Source organism: Cryocola sp. 340MFSha3.1 (assembly GCF_000383315.1).
Classification (GTDB): domain Bacteria; phylum Actinomycetota; class Actinomycetes; order Actinomycetales; family Microbacteriaceae; genus Leifsonia.
On sequence record NZ_KB911087.1, the window covers coordinates 915,021 to 935,325 of the forward strand.

A 20,305-nucleotide genomic window follows, 5' to 3' on the forward strand; every position below is an offset into this window, starting at 1 on the left:
CTATGCCGGCCCGGCCAGGCGCGATCAGGGACGGGCAGGCGCGCTCAGGGCTGCGCGGTGGCCGCCGTGTCGGTGTCCTCGGTCGCCTGCAGCGCGCGGATCAGCGACTGAGCATCGTACGGACCGACGTGACGGCGGCCGTTGATGAAGAACGTCGGGACGGCCGTGATGTCCATCGCCTCCGCATCCAGCATGTCGTCGCGGACGCGCGCGGCCACCTCGGGCGAGCTCAGGTCGGCCTCGAAGCGATCGAGGTCGAGGTCGAGCTCCTGGGCACGGCGCAGGATGTCGGACGGCAGCTGGTGCTCCTGATCGGCGAAGAGGGCACGCTCGAACTCGAAGAACTTGCCCTGCCGCGACGCCGCCTCCGACGCCTCCGCCGCGGCGAGGGCGTTGGGGTGGTACCGCGTCAGCGGCGCGTGCCGCCACACGTAGCGCAGCCGGTCGCCGAGCTCCCGCTGCACCTCGAACACCGAACCCGTCGCCTTCAGGCAGAAGCCGCACTGGAAGTCGCCGTACTCGACGATCTCGTACGGCGCGTCCAGCGCACCGAAGATGTGGTCGCGTGCCGGGTCCACCGGGCGCACCAGGGTCAGGCCCGCCTCCTCCTTCGGCCGGCGCGCGTCGGAGATCCGGAAGACGATGGTCGCGACGACGAACGCCACGATCGTCGCCGCGAGCACGCCGACGCGGGCGGCGTTCTGCGCCGCCTCATCCGGGACGCCCAGATCGACGATGAACAGCGAGATCGTGAAGCCGATGCCGCACAGCGCCGCTCCGCCGGCCAGGCGGTCGAGGGTGAGGCCCGGCCCGAAGTCGCCGATCTTGAGCAGGCGCAGCACCGCGGCCGAGCCGAACACCCCGACGAATTTGCCGACGACGAGCCCGGCGAGCACACCCCAGGCGATCGGCGAGACGAGCGCGCCGGCGAGGATGTCGCCGTCCAGCCGCACGCCCGCGTTGGCGAGGGCGAACAGGGGCAGCACGACATACGCCACGTACGGACCCCACGCCGACTGCAGCCGCTCGTTGATGGAGATGGACTCGCGCAGGCTGTTGGCCGCCGCCCGCGCGTACTCCGTGTTCGGTGACTGCCGGAAGGTGCGGGCGAGATCGAGGGCGTGCTCCACATCCCGCCGGTTGGGCCGGTAGACGGGCACGAGCAGGGCGATCGCGACACCGGCCAGCGTCGGGTGCACGCCCGAGGCGAGGAACGCGAGCCAGACGATGATGGCGAGGGTCGCGTAGACCGGGCCGCGGCCGCCGCGCAGGTAGCGGGTGAAGTAGACGCCGACCAGGCCGACCGCGGCGATGATCAACGGATACGGGTTGAAGTTCTCCGTGTACACGAGCGCGATGATGCTCAAAGCGCCGATGTCGTCCACCACGGCGAGCGCCAGGAGGAACACCCGGAGACGGCCGGACGCGCGCGGGCCGATGAGGGCCAGGGCACCGACCAGGAACGCGGTGTCGGTGGAGATGACCACTCCCCACGCGTGCTCCATGCCCGTCCCGAGGGTGAACAGCACGAAGATGACCGCAGGGACGGCGAGCCCGAAGACGGCGGCGACTACCGGGACGACGGCGCGCGCCCAGCTGGTCAGCTCCCCGATCGCGAACTCTCGCCGCACCTCCAGGCCGACGGTGAAGAAGAAGATCGCCATCAGGGCGTCGTTGACGAGCGCGTGGAGGGTGAAGTCGAGCTGCAGGTCGCCGACCCCGACGATCAGATGCGTGTCCCAGAACTGCTCGTACCCCGTGAACGAGATGTTCGCCCACACGATCGCGATGAGCGTCGCCGCTACGAGCAGCAGCGCGCCGATCCGGCTCCGGCCCATCGAGCGGAAGCGCTCGGCGATGCTCGGCCGGCGGTCGCGCGACTGCCCGACCGACTCCGGGTCGGGAGAACGCTGGATGAGCGTGAGCGGGGTGGTCACGGAAAAACTCTAGCGACTCCCGCGCCCGCGGTCACTCGGCGGCGAGGACGGCCGCGAGCTCGCCGAGGGTGAAGCTCCAGCCCTGCCGGTACGACTCGGCGGGCGACGCATCCGTCCAGGGCCCGGTGTGGCGAACGACGAGCCGTGTGCCGGAGCCTTCGTCGGTCAGCCGCAACTCCACGGCTTCGTCGGTGGTGGGACCGTCGTCGTCGCTCCACCTCCATTCGAACGCGAGGCGCTCCAACGGCTCGACGGCGAGATAGTGCCCCTCCACGACGATGCCCGCGCCTGGTGCGACGATCCGGTAGGCGCCTCCCACCCGCACGTCCGCGACGATCGACACGTCGTGCCAGTGCCGCCACCACCACGTGCGCAGTCCGTCGGCCGAGGCGATGGCGCTCCAGACCCGGGACCGGTCCGCATCGATCGTGCGCGTCAGTTCGAGGGGATGCGAGGCGAGCGTCCGCCAGACATCTCGCCCGGCCGCGCGTCCGGCAGAGCCGCCTGCGTCATCCTCTCGGCCCGAAAGCACCCCGTCGAGCACGGAGAGCGCGTCATCCCATCCGCCGCCCGCCGTCACGATCTCGTCCCGCCGTGCGAGCCGATGGTGCAGGGTCAGTTCGGCGCGTCCGTCGGCGGTGTCCCTCCACTCGGCGGTGACGATGCTCGGCGGCTCCCCGTCGACGGTCCAGGACACCCGCAGGGCGTCCGTGCCGCACTGCAGCACCCGGCCTTGCGCTCGGGTGTCTTCGTCGAGCTGCACGGTGAACTCCGACCCGACACCCGACGGTTCGCCCGCGACGACGCCGAACCAGCGGGACAGTCGTTCCGGCGACGTGCATGCGTCCCTCAGCTCCGCGGCGGTCGAGCGGTACTCGTGGCGGAGGATCAGCTCGGGATGGTCGTCGGTGCCGACGAGAGCGCGGATCGTGCGCGCATCCATCATCGTCCCCCGTCGGGCCGTGCGCTCCCGTGTCCGCCGCTGCTCCCGCGGGCGAGCTCGGTCTCCAGGGCGTCGAGCCGTTGAGACCACAGCCGCCCGTACCGGTCCACCCAGGCCGCGATATCGTCCAGCGCGCCGGGGACGATGCGATAGATGCGCTGCGATCCCTGGCGCTCGGCCGAGACGATCTCCGCCTCCCGGAGCACGCGCAGCTGGTTCGAGACGGCCGGCTGGCCGATCCCGAACTCCGCCATGACGACGGCGCCGATCCGACCGGCGGGCGCTTCCACCTCGGAGAGGAGTTCCACCATCCGGCGACGGACCGGGTCCGCCAGCACCGCAAACGAGTTCATGGGTGCATGATATCACCGCTCACTGATATGACGTAGGCATGCCTTGCCCCTTCCGCGGACACGTGGCAGCGTGCACGGTGAACGGGACGGAACGGAGCGCGCATGGCGAAGCAGAAGAAGCTCGAGAAGGCGGCGAAGAAGGCGTTCGAGCGGGCGGAGGCGGCCGTCGCCGACGCCAGGAGAGCGGCCGAGAAGCTCGACAAGAAGAAGGCGAAGAAGCGTGTTCGCACCCTGGAGCAGGAGCTGGCGACGCTCGCCGGCAGCAGCACGGCCGAGCACGCCGACAGCGCTGCGGACACGGCCGACCTCGACCTCACCCCGCCGCTCCCCTCCGTCCGCGACGAGACCGTGGAGGCGACGGTCGAGTTCGCCGGGTCGGTCACCACATCCGTCACGCACGACCCGGAACTCGACCAGCTGACCGTGCAGGCCCTGCGCGATGCGGCACGCGCCCGCGGCCTCCTGAACGTCTCCCGGCTGACCAAGGGGCAGCTGATCGAGCGCCTCAGCGAATGACCGGGTGAATCCCACCGCGCCGTTCGGCAGACGCGGACCGTTTCGGGGGTTACGTTTGCAGTCACGGAAGGAGACCAGGTGGACGACGAGGCACTCGAGGTGACGGAGCAGGACGCGGTGACGGCACCCGACGAGGCAGCTGCTGAGGAGCAGGCGGCGCCGGAGGAGATCACCTACGACGAACAGCTCTACCCCGCCCGGCCCCGCCGGCTGCGCCCGCGCGCCAACCTGCGCGGCGGCAGCATCCGCCGCACGTTCTCCGACCCCCGGGCGGCCAACGGCCAGAACCCGGCCTACGTCGAGTGGCTGGTGCGCCAATCCATGCTGAAGGATGCGGACGTGCTCAGCCGGCAGCTGTCCGGCTCACCCAGCATGTGGCGCAACCCCTACGCCCGGCCGGACGCCCGCCGCGCCGTCTCCACCTCGGACGTCTGGTTCACCGCGTACCCGATCTCGCTGATCACGCGACCGGGCGAGTCGTTCCTCACGGCGCTCGCCGACCCGGAGCTGTGGCGGGCGTTCCAGCGGATCGGGATCAACGGCATCCACACCGGTCCGGTCAAGCGGGCCGGCGGCATCCGCGGCTGGCAGGAGACCCCGAGCGTCGACGGCCACTTCGACCGCATCGGCACCCAGATCGACCCCGCGTTCGGCGACGAGGAGACGTTCCGGCGGCTGACCGACGTCGCCGAGGAGCACGGCGGCAGCGTCATCGACGACATCGTGCCGGGCCACACCGGCAAGGGCGCCGACTTCCGCCTCGCCGAGATGGCCTACAAGGACTACCCCGGGATCTACCACATGGTCGAGATCCCTCCGGACGAGTGGCACCTGCTGCCGGAGGTGCCCGAGGGCCGCGACTCCGTCAACCTCGACGAGTCGACGGAGGCGGCGCTCGCCGAGCGCGGCTACATCATCGGCGAGCTGCAGCGCGTCATCTTCTACGCCCCCGGCGTGAAGGAGACGAACTGGAGCGCCACCGCTCCCGTCATCGGCGTCGACGGCATCACCCGACGCTGGGTGTACCTCCACTACTTCAAGGAGGGCCAGCCGTCGGTGAACTGGCTCGACCCGACGTTCTCGGGCATGCGCCTGGTCATCGGCGACGCCCTGCACTCGCTCGGCGACCTGGGCACGAGCGCCCTGCGACTGGATGCGAACGGCTTCCTCGGGGTCGAGAAGAGTGCGGAGGGGATGCCGGCCTGGTCGGAGGGGCACCCGCTGTCGCACGCCGCGAACCACATCATCGCTGGGATGGTGCGCAAGGTCGGCGGCTTCACCTTCCAGGAGCTCAACCTCACCGTGGAGGACATCCGCGACACCGGCGCTGTCGGCGCGGACCTCTCCTACGACTTCATCAACCGCCCGGCGTACCACCACGCCCTCGCAACCGGCGACACCGAGTTCCTGCGGCTCACGCTGCGCACCTCACTGGAGCTGGGCGTCGAGCCGGTGAGCCTGGTGCACGGGATGCAAAACCACGACGAGCTGACCTACGAGCTCGTCCACTGGGCGACGCTGCACCAGAACGACCTCTACACGTTCCGCGGCGAGGAGATCAGCGGCGGCGAGCTGGCCCAGCGCATCCGCGCCGACCTCGTCGAGGCGATCACCGAGCCGACGGCAGACTACAACCTGGTGTTCACGACCAACGGGATCGCCTGCACGTCGGCCTCCCTCATCGCCGCCACCCAGGGGCACGCGACCCTCGACTCGATCACCGAGGACGACATCCCGGCGATCCGGGACGCGCACCTGCTGCTCGCCGCGTTCAACGCGTGGCAGCCGGGCGTCTTCGCGCTGTCGGGATGGGACCTGCTGGGCGCACTGACCGTGCCCCGCGGCGAGGTGGCCGACCTGATCGCGGAGGGCGACACGCGCTGGGTCGAGCGGGGAGCGCACGACCTGCTGGGGTCCGCCCCCGACGCCGAGCGCTCCGCGTACGGGATGCCGCGGGCGCGCTCGCTGTACGGGCCGCTCCCCCAGCAGCTGCGCAACCGCGACTCGTTCGCGAACCGGCTTCGGGAGCTGCTGCGCATCCGCGACCGCTGGGGCATCGCGAGCGCGCGCCAGGTCGACGTGCCGGATGTCGCGCACCCGGGCATGCTCGTCATGGTGCACGAACTCGAGACGCTCGACGAGCAGGAGCTGCCCATCGTTCAGCTGACCGTGCTGAACATGACCGACTCGGCGGTCGACGGCACCGTCCGCTCGGAGGCACTGCCGCATCGGGCGACGGTGACGGACGCCGCCGATGGCAGCGAGGTCGGCACGGTGGATGACCTGGCCAGTTTCCCGGTCAGCGTGCCCGCCTACGGCGCGCGCTTCCTCATCCTGAGCCGCACCCCCCTCGACCAGTAGCCCCCCCCCCCCTCGCTCCATCCCCCCACCGTCGAGTCCGCAAACTTTGCACGCTCTGACGGCGCGTCGCGTGCACAGTTTGCGGACTCGACGGTGGGAGGGGACGGGATGCGCGGGCGGCTAGACGCGGACGGCCGCTTGGGCGGCGGCCTCGATGTCGGCGTCGCTCGCCGCACTGAGGTCGAGCTCGGTGAGCGCGGTCACGCGACCCGCGACATCCGCGTGGGCCGCCCGCAGCCGCTCCACGAACTCGGCAGCGACATCCGCCTTGCCCGACCCGTGGCCGATCACGACGAACGAACGCTCCGGGGCGGTCGACCGGAGCGCCTCGGCGACGGCGTCGAAGAAATGGTTCAGGTCGCGCTCGTCGTCGTGACCGGTGTGCCGCTCCACCGTGCGCAGGTGGTGGGCGCGGCGGTCCTCGTCGGCGACCGTGTGCTCTGTGTCGCTGACGGTGCGCGCATCCAGGTCGAAGTCGAAGATGCGGGCGTGCTCGGCGTCGATCGCGACCGCGAGCAGGTCGCCGTGGCCCTTCGGCTCCGGGGTCGCCGCCAGCAGGTGGCGTGCGCGCTCGATGTCCTCGATGGAGACGCTGCCGTCGTGCTGGCGCCGGAAGACCTCGCGGTGCCCGTTGAGCTTCACGGCCAGACGATCGCCGGTCTCCTGCTCCACCTGGTCGGCGCGGTCCTGCCAGAAGCTGATGAACTCGGTCCACTCCAGGTCGCGCGGCGCCGGGGAGCCGGTGATGCGGGCGTAGGTCTTGTCGGCGTGCGTCGTCATGCGTCCTCCTGAGCTCGGTGTGTCGGTTGGGTGCAGGCTAGCAGCCGTCGAGTCCGCGAACTTTGCACGCGACGCGCCGTCGGGGTGTGCAAAATGTGCGGACTCGACGGTGGGCGGATCCGCGAGGGAGGAGGTCAGGCGAGGAGGGCGCGGACGCGCGGGACGACCTCGGTGCCGTACAGGCGGATCGCCGCGAGGAGCGACTCGTTCGTCATCCCGGGGATGCCGTACTTGAGGTCGAAACGGTTGGCGCCGACAACGCGCAGGTTGGCGGCGATCTTCGCGGCGACCGTCTCCGGCGAGCCCACGTAGAGGCTGCCGTCGGGGCCCAGCTCGCGTTGGAACGACGCCTCGGTCGGGATCGCGAAGCCACGCGTCGCGCTGACCTTCGTGATCATGTCGCGGTAGTGCGGCCAGAACTCCTCGCGCGCCTGCTCGTCGGTGGCCGCCACGTGGCCGGGCGAATGCAGGCCGATCTGCTGCGGCTCGCGGCCGAACTGCTCCAGCGCCTTGTGGAAGAGCTCGCTGTACGGCGCGAAGCGGGAGGCCGGTCCGCCGATCACCGCCAGCATGAGCGAGAAGCCGTAGTGGGCGGTGCGGATGACGGATTCCGGGCTGCCGCCGACGCCGATCCACGTCGGCAGCGGTGTCTCGAGGTGCGGCACCACATCCTGCTCGCGGAGTCCGCTGCGTGTGCTCCCCTCCCAGGTGACCGGTCCGCCCTCACGCAGGTGCGCGAACAGGTTCGTCTTCTCCTCGAACAGCTGCTCGTAGTCGGACAGATCGAAGCCGAACAGCGGGAACGAGTCGATGCTCGAACCGCGGCCGAGGATGATCTCGGCGCGGCCGTCCGACACCGCGTTGAGGGTGGAGTAGCGCTGGAACACCCGGACGGGGTCGTCCGAGCTCAGCACGGTGACGGCCGACCCGACGTGGATGCGCTCGGTGCGTGCGGCGATCGCGCTCAGCACGATGTCGGCCGCCGAGAGGGGCATGTCGTCGACGTGGTGCTCGCCGATGCCGAAGAAGTCGATCCCCGCCTGCTCGGCGGCGACGCCGTGGCCGACGAGGTCGCGAATGGTCTGGGCGTGCGAGATGGGCCGGCCGCCGGCGTCGCTCGTGACGTCACCGAAGGTGTTCAGGCCGAAGGTGAGCGGAAAGCTCTGGGGTGCGTGTTCATTTGTGTGCTTTCGGGTGTGGATGCGAGGGAAAAGATGCGGTCGCCGCCGGGTCAGGCGGCGGCCTCGGCGGAGGCGAGCTCCGACTCGCTCTCGCCCGCGACGGCGGCCCGGAAGCCGCCCGCGTCGAGGCGCGCACCGAAGACCGGGCCGCCCGGCTCGAACGTGACTCCGTCGCGAAGACTCTCGACGAGGACGGTGTCGTAGCCGACGTCCTGGATGAGGGAGGCGACGAGTGCGGCCGCTTCCGGGTCGTCCGAGGCCACGCCGAGAGCGCGGCGGTCCGGATCTCCGGGGAGGCGGCGGTCCTCCTCCATCTCGTGGTAGCCGATGTGGTTGAACGTCTTCACGACGGTGGAGTTCGGGAGCTCGCGCTGGACGATCTCGCTGCTGGTGAGGGACGTGTCCTCGAACAGCGGCTGCACGCCGTCGGTCGGCGCCCAGTAGTTCATGGAGTCGATGACCAGCTTGCCGTCGAGCATCCCGCGGTCGAGTCCGGCGAACCGGTGCAGCGGGATGGCGAGGATCACGACATCCGCCGCGGACACGGCCTCCGCGGCCCACGCCGGACGGGCGCCCGGCATGACGACCGAGGCGATGAGCTGGATGCGCTGCGGGTCGCCCGAGGCCGCCACCTCCACCTCGTAGCCGGCGCCGAGCAGGATGCGCGCGAGCGCCGAGCCGACATGTCCGACGCCGAGGATCGCGACGCGGGGTCGCGCGGTAGCGGTGGTGGTCATCGGCGGTGTCCTTCTGTCGTGTCGGTGTTGGTATCGGTGTTGGTGTTGGTGTTGGTGTCAGGGTCGGCCGCGGCGCGGTCGAGGTGGTTCTGGATGCTCTCGAGCGCCCCCGCGAGCGCGTCGAGCTGGTCGGGGCGGAGCGCGTCGGCGAAGAGCCGCTTCACGGCCCGCAGGTGGGGCCCGGACGCGCGGCGGATGGCCTCGTAGCCGTCTTCGGTGAGGACGACGAGCGCCCCGCGGTTGTCGCCGGGACACTCGGTGCGGCGGATGAGGCCGCGCTTCTCCATGCGCCCCAGGTGGTGCGACACCCGGCTGCGCTCCCAGTCGATCGCGTCGGCCAGCTCGGACGACCGCAGCGTGCGGTCGTCCGCCTCCGTGAGCGCGAGCAGCACTGCGTAGTCGCCGGTCGAGAGCTCCACGCGCTGCAGCTCGGACGACAGCAGCCGGCGCAGCTCGCCGGTCGTGTCGAGCAGCGAGCGCCACACGGCGAGTTCACGGTCGGTGAGTCGCTCAGTGGCTGTAGTGGGGGTCATGCGGGTCCTCGTTCTCGATCACGCCAGCCGGATAGCTGACGTGTCAATCAACCGCTGGCCGAGTGGATTTGTTCCCGCCATGGCGCGCGCCTTGTAGCGTTGCATCATGAGCGATCTGCCCGACGCCCTCCCCGCCGATTACGACCCCGCCCACGTCTTCCGCGTGGTCGCGATGCCGGTCTCGCAGGGCTGGGGTGTGTGGCTGCGCGCGGCGGACGACAGCATCATCCACAGCTTCGGCCTCGGCTTCCCGCCCGGCACCCCGTTCCAGCCAGACGTGCTCGATGTGCTCGGCCCGCTGCTCAACGTGCAGTATCGGCTGGCGTTCCACGGCCCCGAGTCGTGGGACGAGCTTGGCGACCACTGGTCCGCCGTCGTCTACGAGTACACCCCGCGCTGACGCCCGAGTTTCGTGCCGAATGTGCGGAATGCGGCGCGCAAAGCGCACATTCGGCACGAATGTTGCCGCCCTCTCCCCATCGCTGCGTGTGAGATTTGCGCCAAATCGTGGTTTTGGGCGCCGCATTCCCGCGATTTGGCGCACATCGTGCGGGTGATCCGCCGTTGTCTGCGAGCACCCCGCGCTAACAAGCCCCGAGTATTCGTGCCGAATGTGCGGAATGCGGCGCGCGAAGCGCACCGCCCTCTCCCCATCGCTGCGTGTGAGATTTGCGCCAAATCGTGGTTTTGGGCGCCGCATTACCGCGATTTGGCGCAAATCTCGCGAGGGGATCAGGCGTCGGCGTCCTCGCGCGCGGGGACGGGGGCGTTGCGGAGGGGCTGCAGGCGGGTGAGTTGGGTGACGTGGTGGGGGCCGAGCTCGGCGAGCGAGGTGACTTGGAGGAGTTTCATGGTTCGGATGAGTTGGTCGGTGAGGATGTGGATGGTGCGGTCGACACCCTCCCGCCCGCCGGCCATCAGCCCGTAGAGGTAGGCGCGTCCGATGAGGGTGAACTTGGCGCCGAGGGCGTAGGCGGCGATGATGTCGGCGCCGTTCATGATGCCGGTGTCGATCGCGATCTCCGTGTGCCGGCCCACTTCCCGTGCAACGGACGGGAGCAGGTGGAACGGGATCGGGGCGCGGTCCAGTTGCCGGCCGCCGTGGTTGGAGAGCACGATCCCATCCACCCCATGGTCGACCAGGGTGCGCGCATCCTCCAGGGTCTGCACGCCTTTGATCACGAGCTTCCCCGGCCACATGTCCCGGATGATCTTCAGGTCCTCGTAGTTGATCGACGGGTCCATCGCCGCATTCAGCAGATCCCCGACGGTCCCGCCGGTGGAGGACAGCGAGGCGAACTCGAGTTTGGGGGTGGTGAGGAAGTCGTACCACCACCACGGCCGCGGGATCGCGTTCACGATCGTCCCCAGGGTCAGCTGCGGCGGAATGGAGAACCCGTTGCGTTTGTCCCGCAACCGGGCTCCGGCGATCGGGGTGTCCACGGTGAAGAACAGGGTGTCGAACCCGGCCGCCGCCGCCCGCTCCACCAGGCCGTAGGAGATCTCGCGTTGCCGCATCACGTACAGCTGGAACCAGTTCCGGCCGTGCGGGTTCGCCGCCTTCACATTCTCGATCGACGTGGTCCCCAGGGTGGACAGGGTGAACGGGATGCCCGCCGCACCGGCAGCACCCGCCCCCGCGGTCTCCCCCTCGGTCTGCATCAACCGGGTGAACCCGGTCGGCGCGATCCCGAACGGCAACGCCGACGGCCCACCCCAAATCTGGCACGACGTATCCACGCTCGACACGTCCCGCAGGATCGACGGATGGAACTCCACATCCTGAAACGCCTGCCGCGCCCGCGCCAACGACAACTCCCCCTCGGCGGCGCCCTCGGTGTAGTCGAACGCCGCACGAGGGGTCCGGCGGCGCGCGATCCGCGCCAGGTCCTCGATCGTGAGCGCGGACTCCAGCCGCCGTTTCTTCCCATTCAGCTCCGGCCTCCGGAACTGCATCAACTCCAACAACTCCGCCGGACGAGGCAACTGGCGATCAACCATGGGCAAGGATCCTAACGGGGTCGTAGCGCGTGATCTGAGTGGTGCGGGCGACCAGGGCGCGCAGCGTTTCGAGGTCGCCGGTGAGGAGGCCGGCAGCGCGAGCCTGCACGAGCACGTTGCCGATCGCGGTCGCCTCGACAGGTCCCGCGAGCACCGGCAGCCCACTGCGGTCGGCGGTCGCCTGGCAGAGCAGGGCGTTGCGGGCTCCCCCGCCGACGATGTGGATGGTGTCCACACCCACGCCCGTCAGCGCGGCCGCGCGGTGCACCGCGTCGGCGAACGCCGCAGCGAGGCTCTCGACGATCACGCGCACCATCCCGGCCGGCGACGCCGGTGCGGTCGACCCGTGCTCGGCGAACCACTCCGCGATGCGCGACGGAAGGTCGCCCGGCGCCATGAAGCGCGGGTCGTCGGGGTCGAAGAGGTCCGACGGCCGAGGCAGCTCGGCCGCCTCGGCGAGCAGCGACTCCAGCGTCACCCGCAGCCCGCGGCGCTGCCACTCGCGCACGGACTCGCTCAGCAGCCAGAGGCCCATGACGTTGTGGAGGTAGCGGATGTGCCCATCTACGCCGCCCTCGTTGGTGAAGTTCGCGGCCCGGCCCTCCTCCGACACGACGCGCTGCGGAAGCTCTACACCGACCAGTCCCCACGTTCCGCAGGAGATGTACGCGGCGCGGGATGCGTCCATCGGCACAGCCACGACCGCCGAGGCGGTGTCGTGCGAGCCGACCGCCGTGACGACCGGGCCCGCGCCGTCGAACGGCAGGTCGCCGCGCAGGGACGGCAGGAGGCGCCCGACCGGCGTCCCCGCATCCACGAGCGGCGGGAACACGGACCGCGGAAGCCCGAGCCGCGCGATGAGCGCGTCGTTCCACGCGCCGTCGGCCGTGAGCAGCCCGGTGGTGGAGGCGTTGGTCCGCTCGGCTTGCGCGACCCCGGTCAGCCAGAAGGTGAGGAGGTCGGGGACGAGCAGGAAGCGGTCCGCGCGCTCCAGAGAGCCGCTCGCGGCATCCACCGCCAGCTGGTAGAGGGAGTTGAACGGCAGGAACTGGAGTCCGCCCTCGCGGTACAGCTCCCCCGGTTCGACGGCGGCATGCGCCGTCGAGACCCCGGCCGCCGTACGCTCGTCACGGTAGTGGTACGGCTCGCCCAGCAGCCGCCCGTCGCGCAGCAGGCCGTAGTCGACGGCCCACGCGTCTACGCCGATGCTCGCGAGCGCCGGGTCGGACCGCGCGACCGAGGCGAGCCCGTCGAGCACGTTCGCGTACAGCCCGGTCAGGTCCCAGTGCAGTGCAGCGCGGTCGCCCTCCCACACCCGCACGGGCGTGTTCGGGAACCGGGCGGCCTCGGTCAGCTCCAGTGTGTTCGCGCCGACGCGGGCGTGCATGACGCGTCCGCTGGTGGCGCCGAGGTCGACGGCGGCGACCGTGCCGACCCCGGGAGGCGCGGCATTCATCGGAGGAAGGCGGCTGCGACTCCCGCATCCACCGGGATGTGCAGGCCGGTCGTGTGGTCGAGGTCGCTGGTGCAGAGCACGAACACGGCGTTGGCCACGTGCTCGGGCAGCACTTCGCGTTTGAGCAGGGTGCGCTGCGCGTAGTACTGGCCCAGCTCCTCCTCCGGCACTCCGTAGACGGCGGCGCGTTTGGCGCCCCAGCCGCCAGCGAAGATGCCGGACCCGCGGACGACTCCGTCGGGGTTGATGCCGTTGACGCGGATGCCGTGCTCGCCGAGTTCCGCGGCGAGCAGCCGCACCTGGTGCGCCTGGTCGGCCTTCGTCGCCGAGTAGGCGATGTTGTTCGGTCCGGCGAAGATCGAGTTCTTGGAGGAGATGTAGACGATGTCCCCGCCGAGCTTCTGATCGATCAGCACGCGCGCGGCGGCGCGGGAGACCAGGAACGACCCCTTGGCCATCACGTTGTGCTGCAGGTCCCAGTCGGCGTTCGTGGTCTCCAGAAGCGGCTTCGAGATCGACAGGCCGGCGTTGTTGACCACCAGATCCAGCCCGCCGAACGCGAGCAGCGCCTCCCGGATGGACGCGTCGACCGCCTTCTCGTCGGTCACGTCCGCGGCCACGCCGATCGCGACATCCGCGGTCCCGATCTCGGCCGCGGCGGCCTGCGCCTTGACCAGGTCGAGGTCGGCGATGACCACGCAGGCGCCCCCGGCGGCGAGCCGGGTCGCGATGGCCTTCCCGATCCCGGACGCGGCCCCGGTGACCAGGGCGATGCGCCCGGCGAGCGGCTTGGGCTTCGGCATCCGCTGCAGCTTGGCCTCCTCGAGCGCCCAGTACTCGATGCGGAACTTCTCCGCCTCGTCGATCGGCGCGTACGACGACAGCGCCTCCGCCCCGCGCATCACGTTGATCGCGTTGACGTAGAACTCGCCCGCGACCCGGGCGGTCTGCTTGTCCTTGCCGTAGGAGAACATCCCGACGCCGGGGATCAGGACGATCGCCGGGTCCGCACCGCGGATCGCCGGCGAATCCGCCGTCGCGTGGCGGTCGTAGTAGGCCTGGTAGTCGGCCCGGTACTGCTCGTGCAGCTCCTCCAGCCGCGCCACCGACTCCTCGATGGTTGCGTCGGCCGGCAGGTCGAGGACCAGCGGCTTCACCTTCGTGCGCAAGAAATGATCCGGGCACGAGGTGCCCAGCGCCGCCAGCCGCGGATGCTCCGCCGACGCCAGGAACTCCAGCACCACGTCCGCGTCGGTGAAGTGCCCCACCTGCACCCGGTCGGTGGAGGCGATCGCGCGCAGGTGCGGAGCCAAAGCCGCCGCCTTCGCCCGCCGCTCGCCCTCCGGCAACGGCTCGTAGCCCGGCAACACCGGCCCGAACGGCTCCGGACGACCATTGGCGGCGATGTAGTCCGCCGCGGTCTGGATGATCCACAGCGAGTTCGCCTCCGCCTCCTCGCTCGTGTCCCCCCACGCCGTGATGCCATGCCCGCCGAGGATGGTGCCGATCGCCTCCGGGTTCGCCTGCTTGATCGCCGCGATGTCCAGGCCCAGCTGGAACCCGGGACGCCGCCACGGCACCCACACCACCCGGCCGCCGAAGACCTTCCCGGTCAGCTCCTCCCCGTCGGCCGCCGTCGCGATCGCAATACCCGCATCCGGGTGCAGGTGATCCACGTGGACCGCATCCACCAGCCCGTGCATCGCCGTATCGATCGACGGAGCCGCACCGCCCTTCCCGTGCAGCGTGTAGTCGAACGCGGCGACCATCTCGTCCTCGCGCTCCACACCCGGGTACACGTTCTGCAGCGCCCGCAGACGGTCCAGCCGCAGCACAGCGAGCCCGGTCTCGGTCAGCGTGCCCAGGTCACCGCCCGAGCCCTTCACCCACAGCAACTCGACCGGCTCCCCCGTCACCGGGTCGATCTCAGTCCCCTTCGCGGACGTGTTCCCGCCCGCGTAGTTCGTGTTCGCCGGGTCCGACCCGAGACGGTTCGAACGGGCCAGCAGGGATGCGACAGCGTCGTTCGTCATGCTCAGGCCCCCCATCCGGCCTGGGTGCCGCCGACGCGGTCGGCCTCGATCTTCTCCTGGTACCCGGAGGCCTTGTACGCGGCCATCGGATCCGCGGGCAGCCCGCGCGACTCCCGCCATGCAGCCAGGTCGGCACGCACGTCGGTGTTGAACGCATCCATGAACACCGTGTTCGCGGCCAGCACGTCGTTCGCAGCCTGCGCGGCGGCCAGCGCGTCGGTGTCCACCAGCAACGCCTTCGCCGTGGCCTCCTGCACGTTCAGCACCGAACGGATCTGGCCCGGGATCTTCGCCTCCAGGTTGTGGCACTGGTCGAGCATGAACGCCACCTCCGGGTTGGCGTAGCCGCCGCCCTGGATCACCTCGAAGATGATCCGGAACAGCTGGAACGGGTCCGCCGCCCCCACGATCAGGTCGTCATCGGCGTAGAACCGGCTGTTGAAGTCGAACGACCCCAGCTTCCCGAGCCGCAGCAGCTGCATGACGATGAACTCGATGTTCGTTCCCGGGGCGTGGTGGCCGGTGTCCAGGCACACCACCGCCCGGTCGCCCAGCGCCGCGGTCTGGACATAGCTGGTCCCCCAGTCCGGAACATCCGTGTGATAGAACGCCGGCTCGAAGAACTTGTACTCCAGAACCAGCCGCTGACCCTCGCCGATCCGCTCGTAGATCTTCTGCAGACTGTCCGCCAGGCGGTCCTGCCGGGCGCGCATCGAATCCTGACCCGGATAGTTCGTGCCGTCCGCCAGCCAGATCTTCAGATCCCGCGACCCGGTCTCGTTCATCACATCGATGCACTCGAAATGGTGGTCGATCGCCTTCTGCCGGATCCGGTCATCCGCGTGGGTGACCGAACCGAACTTGAAATCGTCGTCCTGGAACGTGTTCGAATTCACCGTCCCCAGCTCGACCCCGTTGTCCTCCGCGTGCTTCCGCAGATCGGCGTACGAATCGACCCGGTCCCACGGGATGTGCAGCGCGACCGTCGGCGCGAGCCCGGTGTGCTTGTGCACCTGCGCGGCGTCCGAGATCTTCTCGAACGGGTCACGGGCGGTGCCCGGCGTCCCGAACACACGGAACCGGGTGCCCGAGTTGCCGAACGCCCAGCTCGGCAACTCGATCGCCTGCAGCGCCAGCTGGTCCCGGATCTCGACGGGGAGGGTCATGGGAGTTTCGCTTTCTCTCTGCCGCTGCGGGATGCGCGGCCGCGGTTGTGGTCGGAGCGGTCGCCGGTCAGCGGGCCACGTCTGCGACCGCCGGGAGGGCGGTCGTCTCGGTCGTGCGCCCGGCGCCGATGGTCTGGTCGTCGCGTCCGGGGAGCCGGAGCACACCCTCCACGCCGTCGGGAAGCTCGGCATCGACGGTGAGGTCGTCGCCGTCGAGCGACCACCGCACGCTGACCGTGCCGTGCGGGGTGGCCAGCGAGGTCTCTGCCTCGGTCAGACCGCCGCCGGGCTGCGGTGCGACGAGCACGCGGGCGTAGCCGGGCTCCAGGGCCGAGAGGCCGCCGACGACGCGGTGCATCCAGTCGGCGACGGCGCCGAGGGCGTAGTGGTTGAAGCTCGTCATCTCGCCCGGGTTGATCGTGCCGTCCGGCAGCATCGAGTCCCAGCGCTCCCAGACCGTCGTCGCACCCATCGTCACCGGGTACAGCCACGACGGGCACTCGCGCTCGAGCAGGAGTCGATAGGCGTCGTCCAGGTGGCCGGTCTGCGTGAGGGCGTCGGTGATGAACGGCGTGCCCGCGAATCCGGTCGAGATGCGGTAATCTGCCTCGGCGACCAGCTCGGAGAGCCGGGTGCCGGCGAACTCCTCGTCCGCGACGCTCAGCAGCCCGAAGACGATGGCGAGGGCGTACACGGTCGTGCAGTCGCTCTTCACGACGCCGTCGCGCACGTACTCGGCGTTGAACGCCTGACGCAGGCGCGCGGCCAGGGCCTCGAACTCCGCCTGCTCCTCGGTGCGGCCGAGCAGCTTCGCGGTCTCGGCGACGATCGTCGCCGAGCGGTAGGCGCAGGCCGTCGCAACGACGCCCGTGTCGGCCTTCGCCTTCGCCGGGTCCTCCGGCGGAGCGTCCGGGTCGAGCCAGTCGCCGAACTGGAAGCTGGTGTCCCAGACCCCGGCGGGCGAGAGCAGCGACTCCACCCGACGGACGTGGGCGGCCATCGAGCCGAACTGCCGCCGCAGGACCGCGTCGTCGCCGTACGCCTGGTACAGCGTCCACGGCACCCAGACCGCTGCGTCGCTCCAGATCGCCGTCGAATCGACCGGTCCGAAGTCCGTCGGCTGGTCGATCATCTTCAGGATGTCGGGGATGACGAAGCCGACGATCCCGTCGTGGTGCTGCTGCTCCAGGTCGAGGTCGACCAGCCAGTCCGAGAGGAACCCGTCGACGTCGTAGAGGAACGCCGCGGTCGGCGCGAACGCGGCGATGTCGCCCGTCCAGCCGAGACGCTCGTCGCGCTGCGGGCAGTCGGTGGGCACGTCGACGAAGTTGCCGCGCATCCCCCACACCACGTTCTCGTGGAACTGGTTGAGCAGCGGGTCGGAGGTGCGGAACTCGCCGATCCGCGTCAGCTCGGAGCCGATCGCGATCGCCGTCAGGTCCTCCGCCTTCAGCTCGCCCGGCCATCCCTCGATCTCGGCGTAGCGGAAGCCGTGGAAGGTGAACGTCGGCTCGAACTCGTCGACCCCGCCGCTCAGGATGTAGCGGTCGGTGGCCTTCGCACTGCGCAGTGGACGGGTACCCAGTTCGCCGTGCTCGAGCACCTCGGCGTGCCGGACGACGATCTCCGTTCCGGCCTCGCCCTGCACCCGCAGCTTGATCCAGCCGACCAGGTTCTGACCGAAGTCGACCAGGGTCTTGCCCGACGGGGAGGTCGTGATCTCCTGCACGGGCAGCGCCGCCCAACGGGTCACCCGTGGGCCGATATACGGCGTCAGCGACGCCGTGTCGAATTCGAGCTCGCGCACGCCGATCCATCCGTCGCCCGCGAAGCCCGGCCTCTTCCACGCGTCGTCCCGCAGGCGGGCGTCGATCGTCTCGCCGTCGTACAGGTCGTTGGCGAGCACGGCGCTCGGGCCGGAGGTCCACTCCTGGTCGGTCACGACGAGCTGCGTCGTGCCGTCGGCGAACTCGACCTCCAGCTGGGCGAACGCACCGAGGCTGTCGCCGTAGTACGAACCGCCGCCGGCCCAGCCGAGGCGGCCGCCGAACCAGCCCTTGCCGAGGGCGAGCCCGAGCACCGACGTGTCCTCGAGAAGCTCGGTCACGTCGTAGTCCGCGTACCGGAGACGCCACTCGTAGGCGCTCCAGCCGGGGGTGAGCAGGTCTCCGGACACCGGGCGGCCGTTGATCCAGGCCTCGACGATGCCGTGCGCGGTGAGGTGCAGCGTCGCACGCGTCACCGCCCCGTGTCCCGTCTCGAGCGCGAACTCGCGCCGGAGCAGCGGTGCTCCGTCGAAGGTCTCTCCAGCGGCGATCATAAGGGCGTGCCAGTTCATTGCGTTGTCTCTCCGGTTCTGTGTCGTGTCGTTCGCGGTGTCGGTGCACATGGCGGTGTCGGTGCTCGTGGCGGTGTCGGCGAGCATGGCGGTCAGCCCTTGACCGCGCCGCTCGTCATGCCGGCGATGATCTGCCGGTTGAAGAAGATGTAGGCGACGAGGGGCGGGATGGTGATGAGCAGGAAGTCCATGAAGAGCAGGTTGTAGAAGCTCAGGTTCTGCCCCGCGAAGCTGTACAGCGTCGTCTGGACCGTCGCGTTGTCGGCGCCGGGGAGGAAGTACAGCGGGTTCTGGAAGTCGTTGAAGACGAACACCGACTGCACGACGATGACGGTCACGATCACCGGCCGGAGCAGCGGGAGGATGACCTGGAAGAACATCCGCACCCGTCCGGCACCGTCGAGCACTGCGGCCTCGTCGACCTCGCGGGGGACGGTCCCGAAGAACGCGCGGAACATGAGGATCGAGAACGACAGCCCGAAGGTGGTCTCGATGAGGATCATGCCCGGCATCGTCTTGAACAGCCCGAGCCCCTGCAGCACCCAGATCGTGGGCACGACCGCCGGCGGCACGATCAGGCCGGCGAGGACGAAGAAGTTGACGACCGGGCCCCACTTGCTGCGCTTGCGGGCGAGCACGTAGCCGGCCATCGCCGCGATGATCACCATGAGTGTGACCGAGAAGACGGTCAGGACGGCCGAGTTGAAGAACGCGCGCCAGATCAGGCCGTCGCCGCTCTCCAGCACCGCGACGAGGTTCGGGAAGAAGCTCCACTCCTTCGGCCAGGTGAAGGCGAGGCTGGATGCGTCGTCCGGCGTCTTCGCCGCCTGCAGGAGCACGAAGGCGAGGGGGACCAGGAAGACGATGACGGAGACCGCGATCGCGATGATCCCGATCGTCCAGGAACGGATGCGCTGCCGCTTCACAGCTCCACCTGCTTTCTGTTCAGGAAGGACGACAGCGGCACCATGATGATCGTCACGACGAGGAACAGCACGACGTTGCCGGCGGTCGAGAGGCCGTAGAAGCCCGCCTGGTACTGCTTGTAGATCACCGACGCGAGCACGTCGCTGGTGAAGCCCGGACCGCCGCCGGTGGTCGCCCAGATGATGTCGAACGAGCGCAGCCCGCCGATGAGCGAGAGGATGATGACCGTCGCGGTCGCACCGCGACTGAGCGGGATGGTGATATCCCGCAGGATGCGCCAGCCGCTGGCCCCGTCCATCCTCGCCGCCTCGAAGTACTCGCCGGGGATGGCGACGATGCCGGCCATGAAGATGAGCGTCGCGATGCCGACGCCCTTCCAGATGTCGACGCCGGCGATCGTGTAGAGCGCCAGGTTGGGGTCGGTGAACCAGCCGGGCTGCGGGAGCCCGAAGAACCCGAGCACCCCGTTGACCATGCCGTGGAACGGGTCGAGCAGTGCCTTCCACAGGATGCCGACGCCGATCGTCGACAGCAGCACCGGGAAGAACACGATGGCCCGGAGGTAGCCGCGACCGACGACCGGGGAGGTCAGCAGCAGGGCGAGGAAGAAGCCGATGATGACCTTGGCTCCGGAGGTGAGGACCGCGTACACGAGCGTGTGGATGAAGCTGGTGTAGAGCTGCGGATCCTGGAAGAACTGGACGTAGTTCGCGAACCCGATGAACTGGGCGTCGAACAGCGACCACCGCGTGAGCGAGAAGTAGAACGACGACAGCGACGGGATGGCGAAGAAGACCGCGTAGAGCACCAGCGCCGGGATGAAGAACCAGGTCGGGTAGTGCGACCGCGTGGCCTTGCGTGCTGTCTTCCGCCCGCCGGGCCTCCTCCCTCCTGGACTCTTCACGTCCGTCAGGATCTCGGCCGCCTGTGCCGCGGTCGAAGGGGTAGCCGTCGACATGTCCGCTCCTCGTCGAGTGTCTCGTGTGGCCGTTACCGGGTGCCTGCGGCCGGGCCGACGTCATCCGCCGACCCGGCCGGGCGGA

Annotated in this window: 17 protein-coding genes; 3 read left to right on the forward strand and 14 right to left on the reverse strand. The window is 69.8% G+C overall.

Annotation, left to right across the window (positions count from 1 at the left end; genetic code table 11):
- Positions 1–44 precede the first annotated feature (44 nt).
- From nhaA to H284_RS0104435, 3 genes are read right to left on the reverse strand one after another with little or no spacing between them, the layout of a single operon-like run.
- Positions 45–1,937 (reverse strand): Na+/H+ antiporter NhaA, encoded by a 1,893-nt coding sequence (nhaA, locus tag H284_RS0104425; RefSeq protein ID WP_020075305.1) that lies wholly within the window; start codon positions 1,935–1,937, stop codon positions 45–47.
- Positions 1,938–1,968: 31 nt separating this feature from the next.
- Positions 1,969–2,883, reverse strand: a complete 915-nt coding sequence (locus tag H284_RS0104430; protein WP_231371066.1) for an SRPBCC family protein — start codon at positions 2,881–2,883, stop codon at positions 1,969–1,971.
- On the reverse strand, positions 2,880–3,233 hold the full coding sequence (locus tag H284_RS0104435) for an ArsR/SmtB family transcription factor (protein WP_020075307.1): 354 nt from the start codon (positions 3,231–3,233) through the stop codon (positions 2,880–2,882). Before H284_RS0104435 ends, H284_RS0104430 begins: the two co-directional genes overlap by 4 nt.
- Before the next feature lie 102 nt (positions 3,234–3,335).
- On the opposite strand from H284_RS0104435, the gene H284_RS0104440 reads away from it, so the two are divergent.
- Both H284_RS0104440 and treS read left to right on the forward strand, forming a co-directional pair.
- Positions 3,336–3,749 carry a Rho termination factor N-terminal domain-containing protein gene (locus H284_RS0104440; RefSeq protein WP_018190237.1) on the forward strand — a complete coding sequence of 138 codons (414 nt, stop codon included), beginning with the start codon at positions 3,336–3,338 and terminating at the stop codon, positions 3,747–3,749.
- A 78-nt stretch (positions 3,750–3,827) separates the two neighbouring features.
- Positions 3,828–6,110, forward strand: a complete 2,283-nt coding sequence (gene treS, locus H284_RS0104445) for a maltose alpha-D-glucosyltransferase (RefSeq protein WP_018190236.1) — start codon at positions 3,828–3,830, stop codon at positions 6,108–6,110.
- A gap of 120 nt (positions 6,111–6,230) precedes the next feature.
- Here treS and H284_RS0104450 read toward each other — a convergent pair whose 3' ends face one another.
- The 4 genes from H284_RS0104450 to H284_RS0104465 all read right to left on the reverse strand — a co-directional run bounded on the left by H284_RS0104450 (position 6,231) and on the right by H284_RS0104465 (position 9,341).
- Entirely contained in the window at positions 6,231–6,890 is a 660-nt protein-coding gene (locus tag H284_RS0104450) for a hypothetical protein (RefSeq protein ID WP_020075308.1), read from the reverse strand.
- A gap of 134 nt (positions 6,891–7,024) precedes the next feature.
- On the reverse strand, positions 7,025–8,092 hold the full coding sequence (locus H284_RS0104455; RefSeq protein WP_029042908.1) for an LLM class flavin-dependent oxidoreductase: 1,068 nt from the start codon (positions 8,090–8,092) through the stop codon (positions 7,025–7,027).
- Positions 8,093–8,121: 29 nt separating this feature from the next.
- A complete protein-coding gene (locus tag H284_RS0104460) occupies positions 8,122–8,808 on the reverse strand; it encodes an NADPH-dependent F420 reductase (protein ID WP_020075310.1) in 687 nt (228 codons plus the stop codon).
- The gene (locus tag H284_RS0104465) at positions 8,805–9,341 is read right to left on the reverse strand and encodes a MarR family winged helix-turn-helix transcriptional regulator (protein WP_020075311.1); all 537 of its coding nucleotides are present in this window, start codon (positions 9,339–9,341) and stop codon (positions 8,805–8,807) included. Before H284_RS0104465 ends, H284_RS0104460 begins: the two co-directional genes overlap by 4 nt.
- A gap of 106 nt (positions 9,342–9,447) precedes the next feature.
- Between H284_RS0104465 and H284_RS0104470 the strand changes: the two genes are divergently transcribed.
- Positions 9,448–9,741 carry a hypothetical protein gene (locus H284_RS0104470; protein ID WP_020075312.1) on the forward strand — a complete coding sequence of 98 codons (294 nt, stop codon included), beginning with the start codon at positions 9,448–9,450 and terminating at the stop codon, positions 9,739–9,741.
- Between the two features lie 332 nt (positions 9,742–10,073).
- On the opposite strand, the gene H284_RS0104475 is transcribed toward H284_RS0104470, so the two are convergent.
- The 7 genes from H284_RS0104475 to H284_RS0104505 all read right to left on the reverse strand — a co-directional run bounded on the left by H284_RS0104475 (position 10,074) and on the right by H284_RS0104505 (position 20,220).
- Positions 10,074–11,342, reverse strand: a complete 1,269-nt coding sequence (locus H284_RS0104475) for an alpha-hydroxy acid oxidase (RefSeq protein WP_029042814.1) — start codon at positions 11,340–11,342, stop codon at positions 10,074–10,076.
- The gene (locus tag H284_RS0104480; protein WP_020075314.1) at positions 11,335–12,798 is read right to left on the reverse strand and encodes a rhamnulokinase; all 1,464 of its coding nucleotides are present in this window, start codon (positions 12,796–12,798) and stop codon (positions 11,335–11,337) included. The genes H284_RS0104475 and H284_RS0104480 overlap by 8 nt, the downstream gene beginning before the upstream one ends.
- On the reverse strand, positions 12,795–14,831 hold the full coding sequence (locus tag H284_RS0104485; protein ID WP_029042815.1) for a bifunctional rhamnulose-1-phosphate aldolase/short-chain dehydrogenase: 2,037 nt from the start codon (positions 14,829–14,831) through the stop codon (positions 12,795–12,797). The genes H284_RS0104480 and H284_RS0104485 overlap by 4 nt, the downstream gene beginning before the upstream one ends.
- 2 nt (positions 14,832–14,833) lie before the next feature.
- Positions 14,834–15,997 carry an L-rhamnose isomerase gene (rhaI, locus tag H284_RS0104490; RefSeq protein WP_020075316.1) on the reverse strand — a complete coding sequence of 388 codons (1,164 nt, stop codon included), beginning with the start codon at positions 15,995–15,997 and terminating at the stop codon, positions 14,834–14,836.
- A gap of 67 nt (positions 15,998–16,064) precedes the next feature.
- Positions 16,065–18,422 carry an alpha-L-rhamnosidase gene (locus H284_RS0104495; protein WP_020075317.1) on the reverse strand — a complete coding sequence of 786 codons (2,358 nt, stop codon included), beginning with the start codon at positions 18,420–18,422 and terminating at the stop codon, positions 16,065–16,067.
- Positions 18,423–18,427: 5 nt separating this feature from the next.
- Positions 18,428–19,261 carry a carbohydrate ABC transporter permease gene (locus H284_RS0104500; RefSeq protein WP_018190224.1) on the reverse strand — a complete coding sequence of 278 codons (834 nt, stop codon included), beginning with the start codon at positions 19,259–19,261 and terminating at the stop codon, positions 18,428–18,430.
- On the reverse strand, positions 19,258–20,220 hold the full coding sequence (locus tag H284_RS0104505) for a carbohydrate ABC transporter permease (RefSeq protein ID WP_020075318.1): 963 nt from the start codon (positions 20,218–20,220) through the stop codon (positions 19,258–19,260). Before H284_RS0104505 ends, H284_RS0104500 begins: the two co-directional genes overlap by 4 nt.
- Positions 20,221–20,305: the final 85 nt, after the last annotated feature.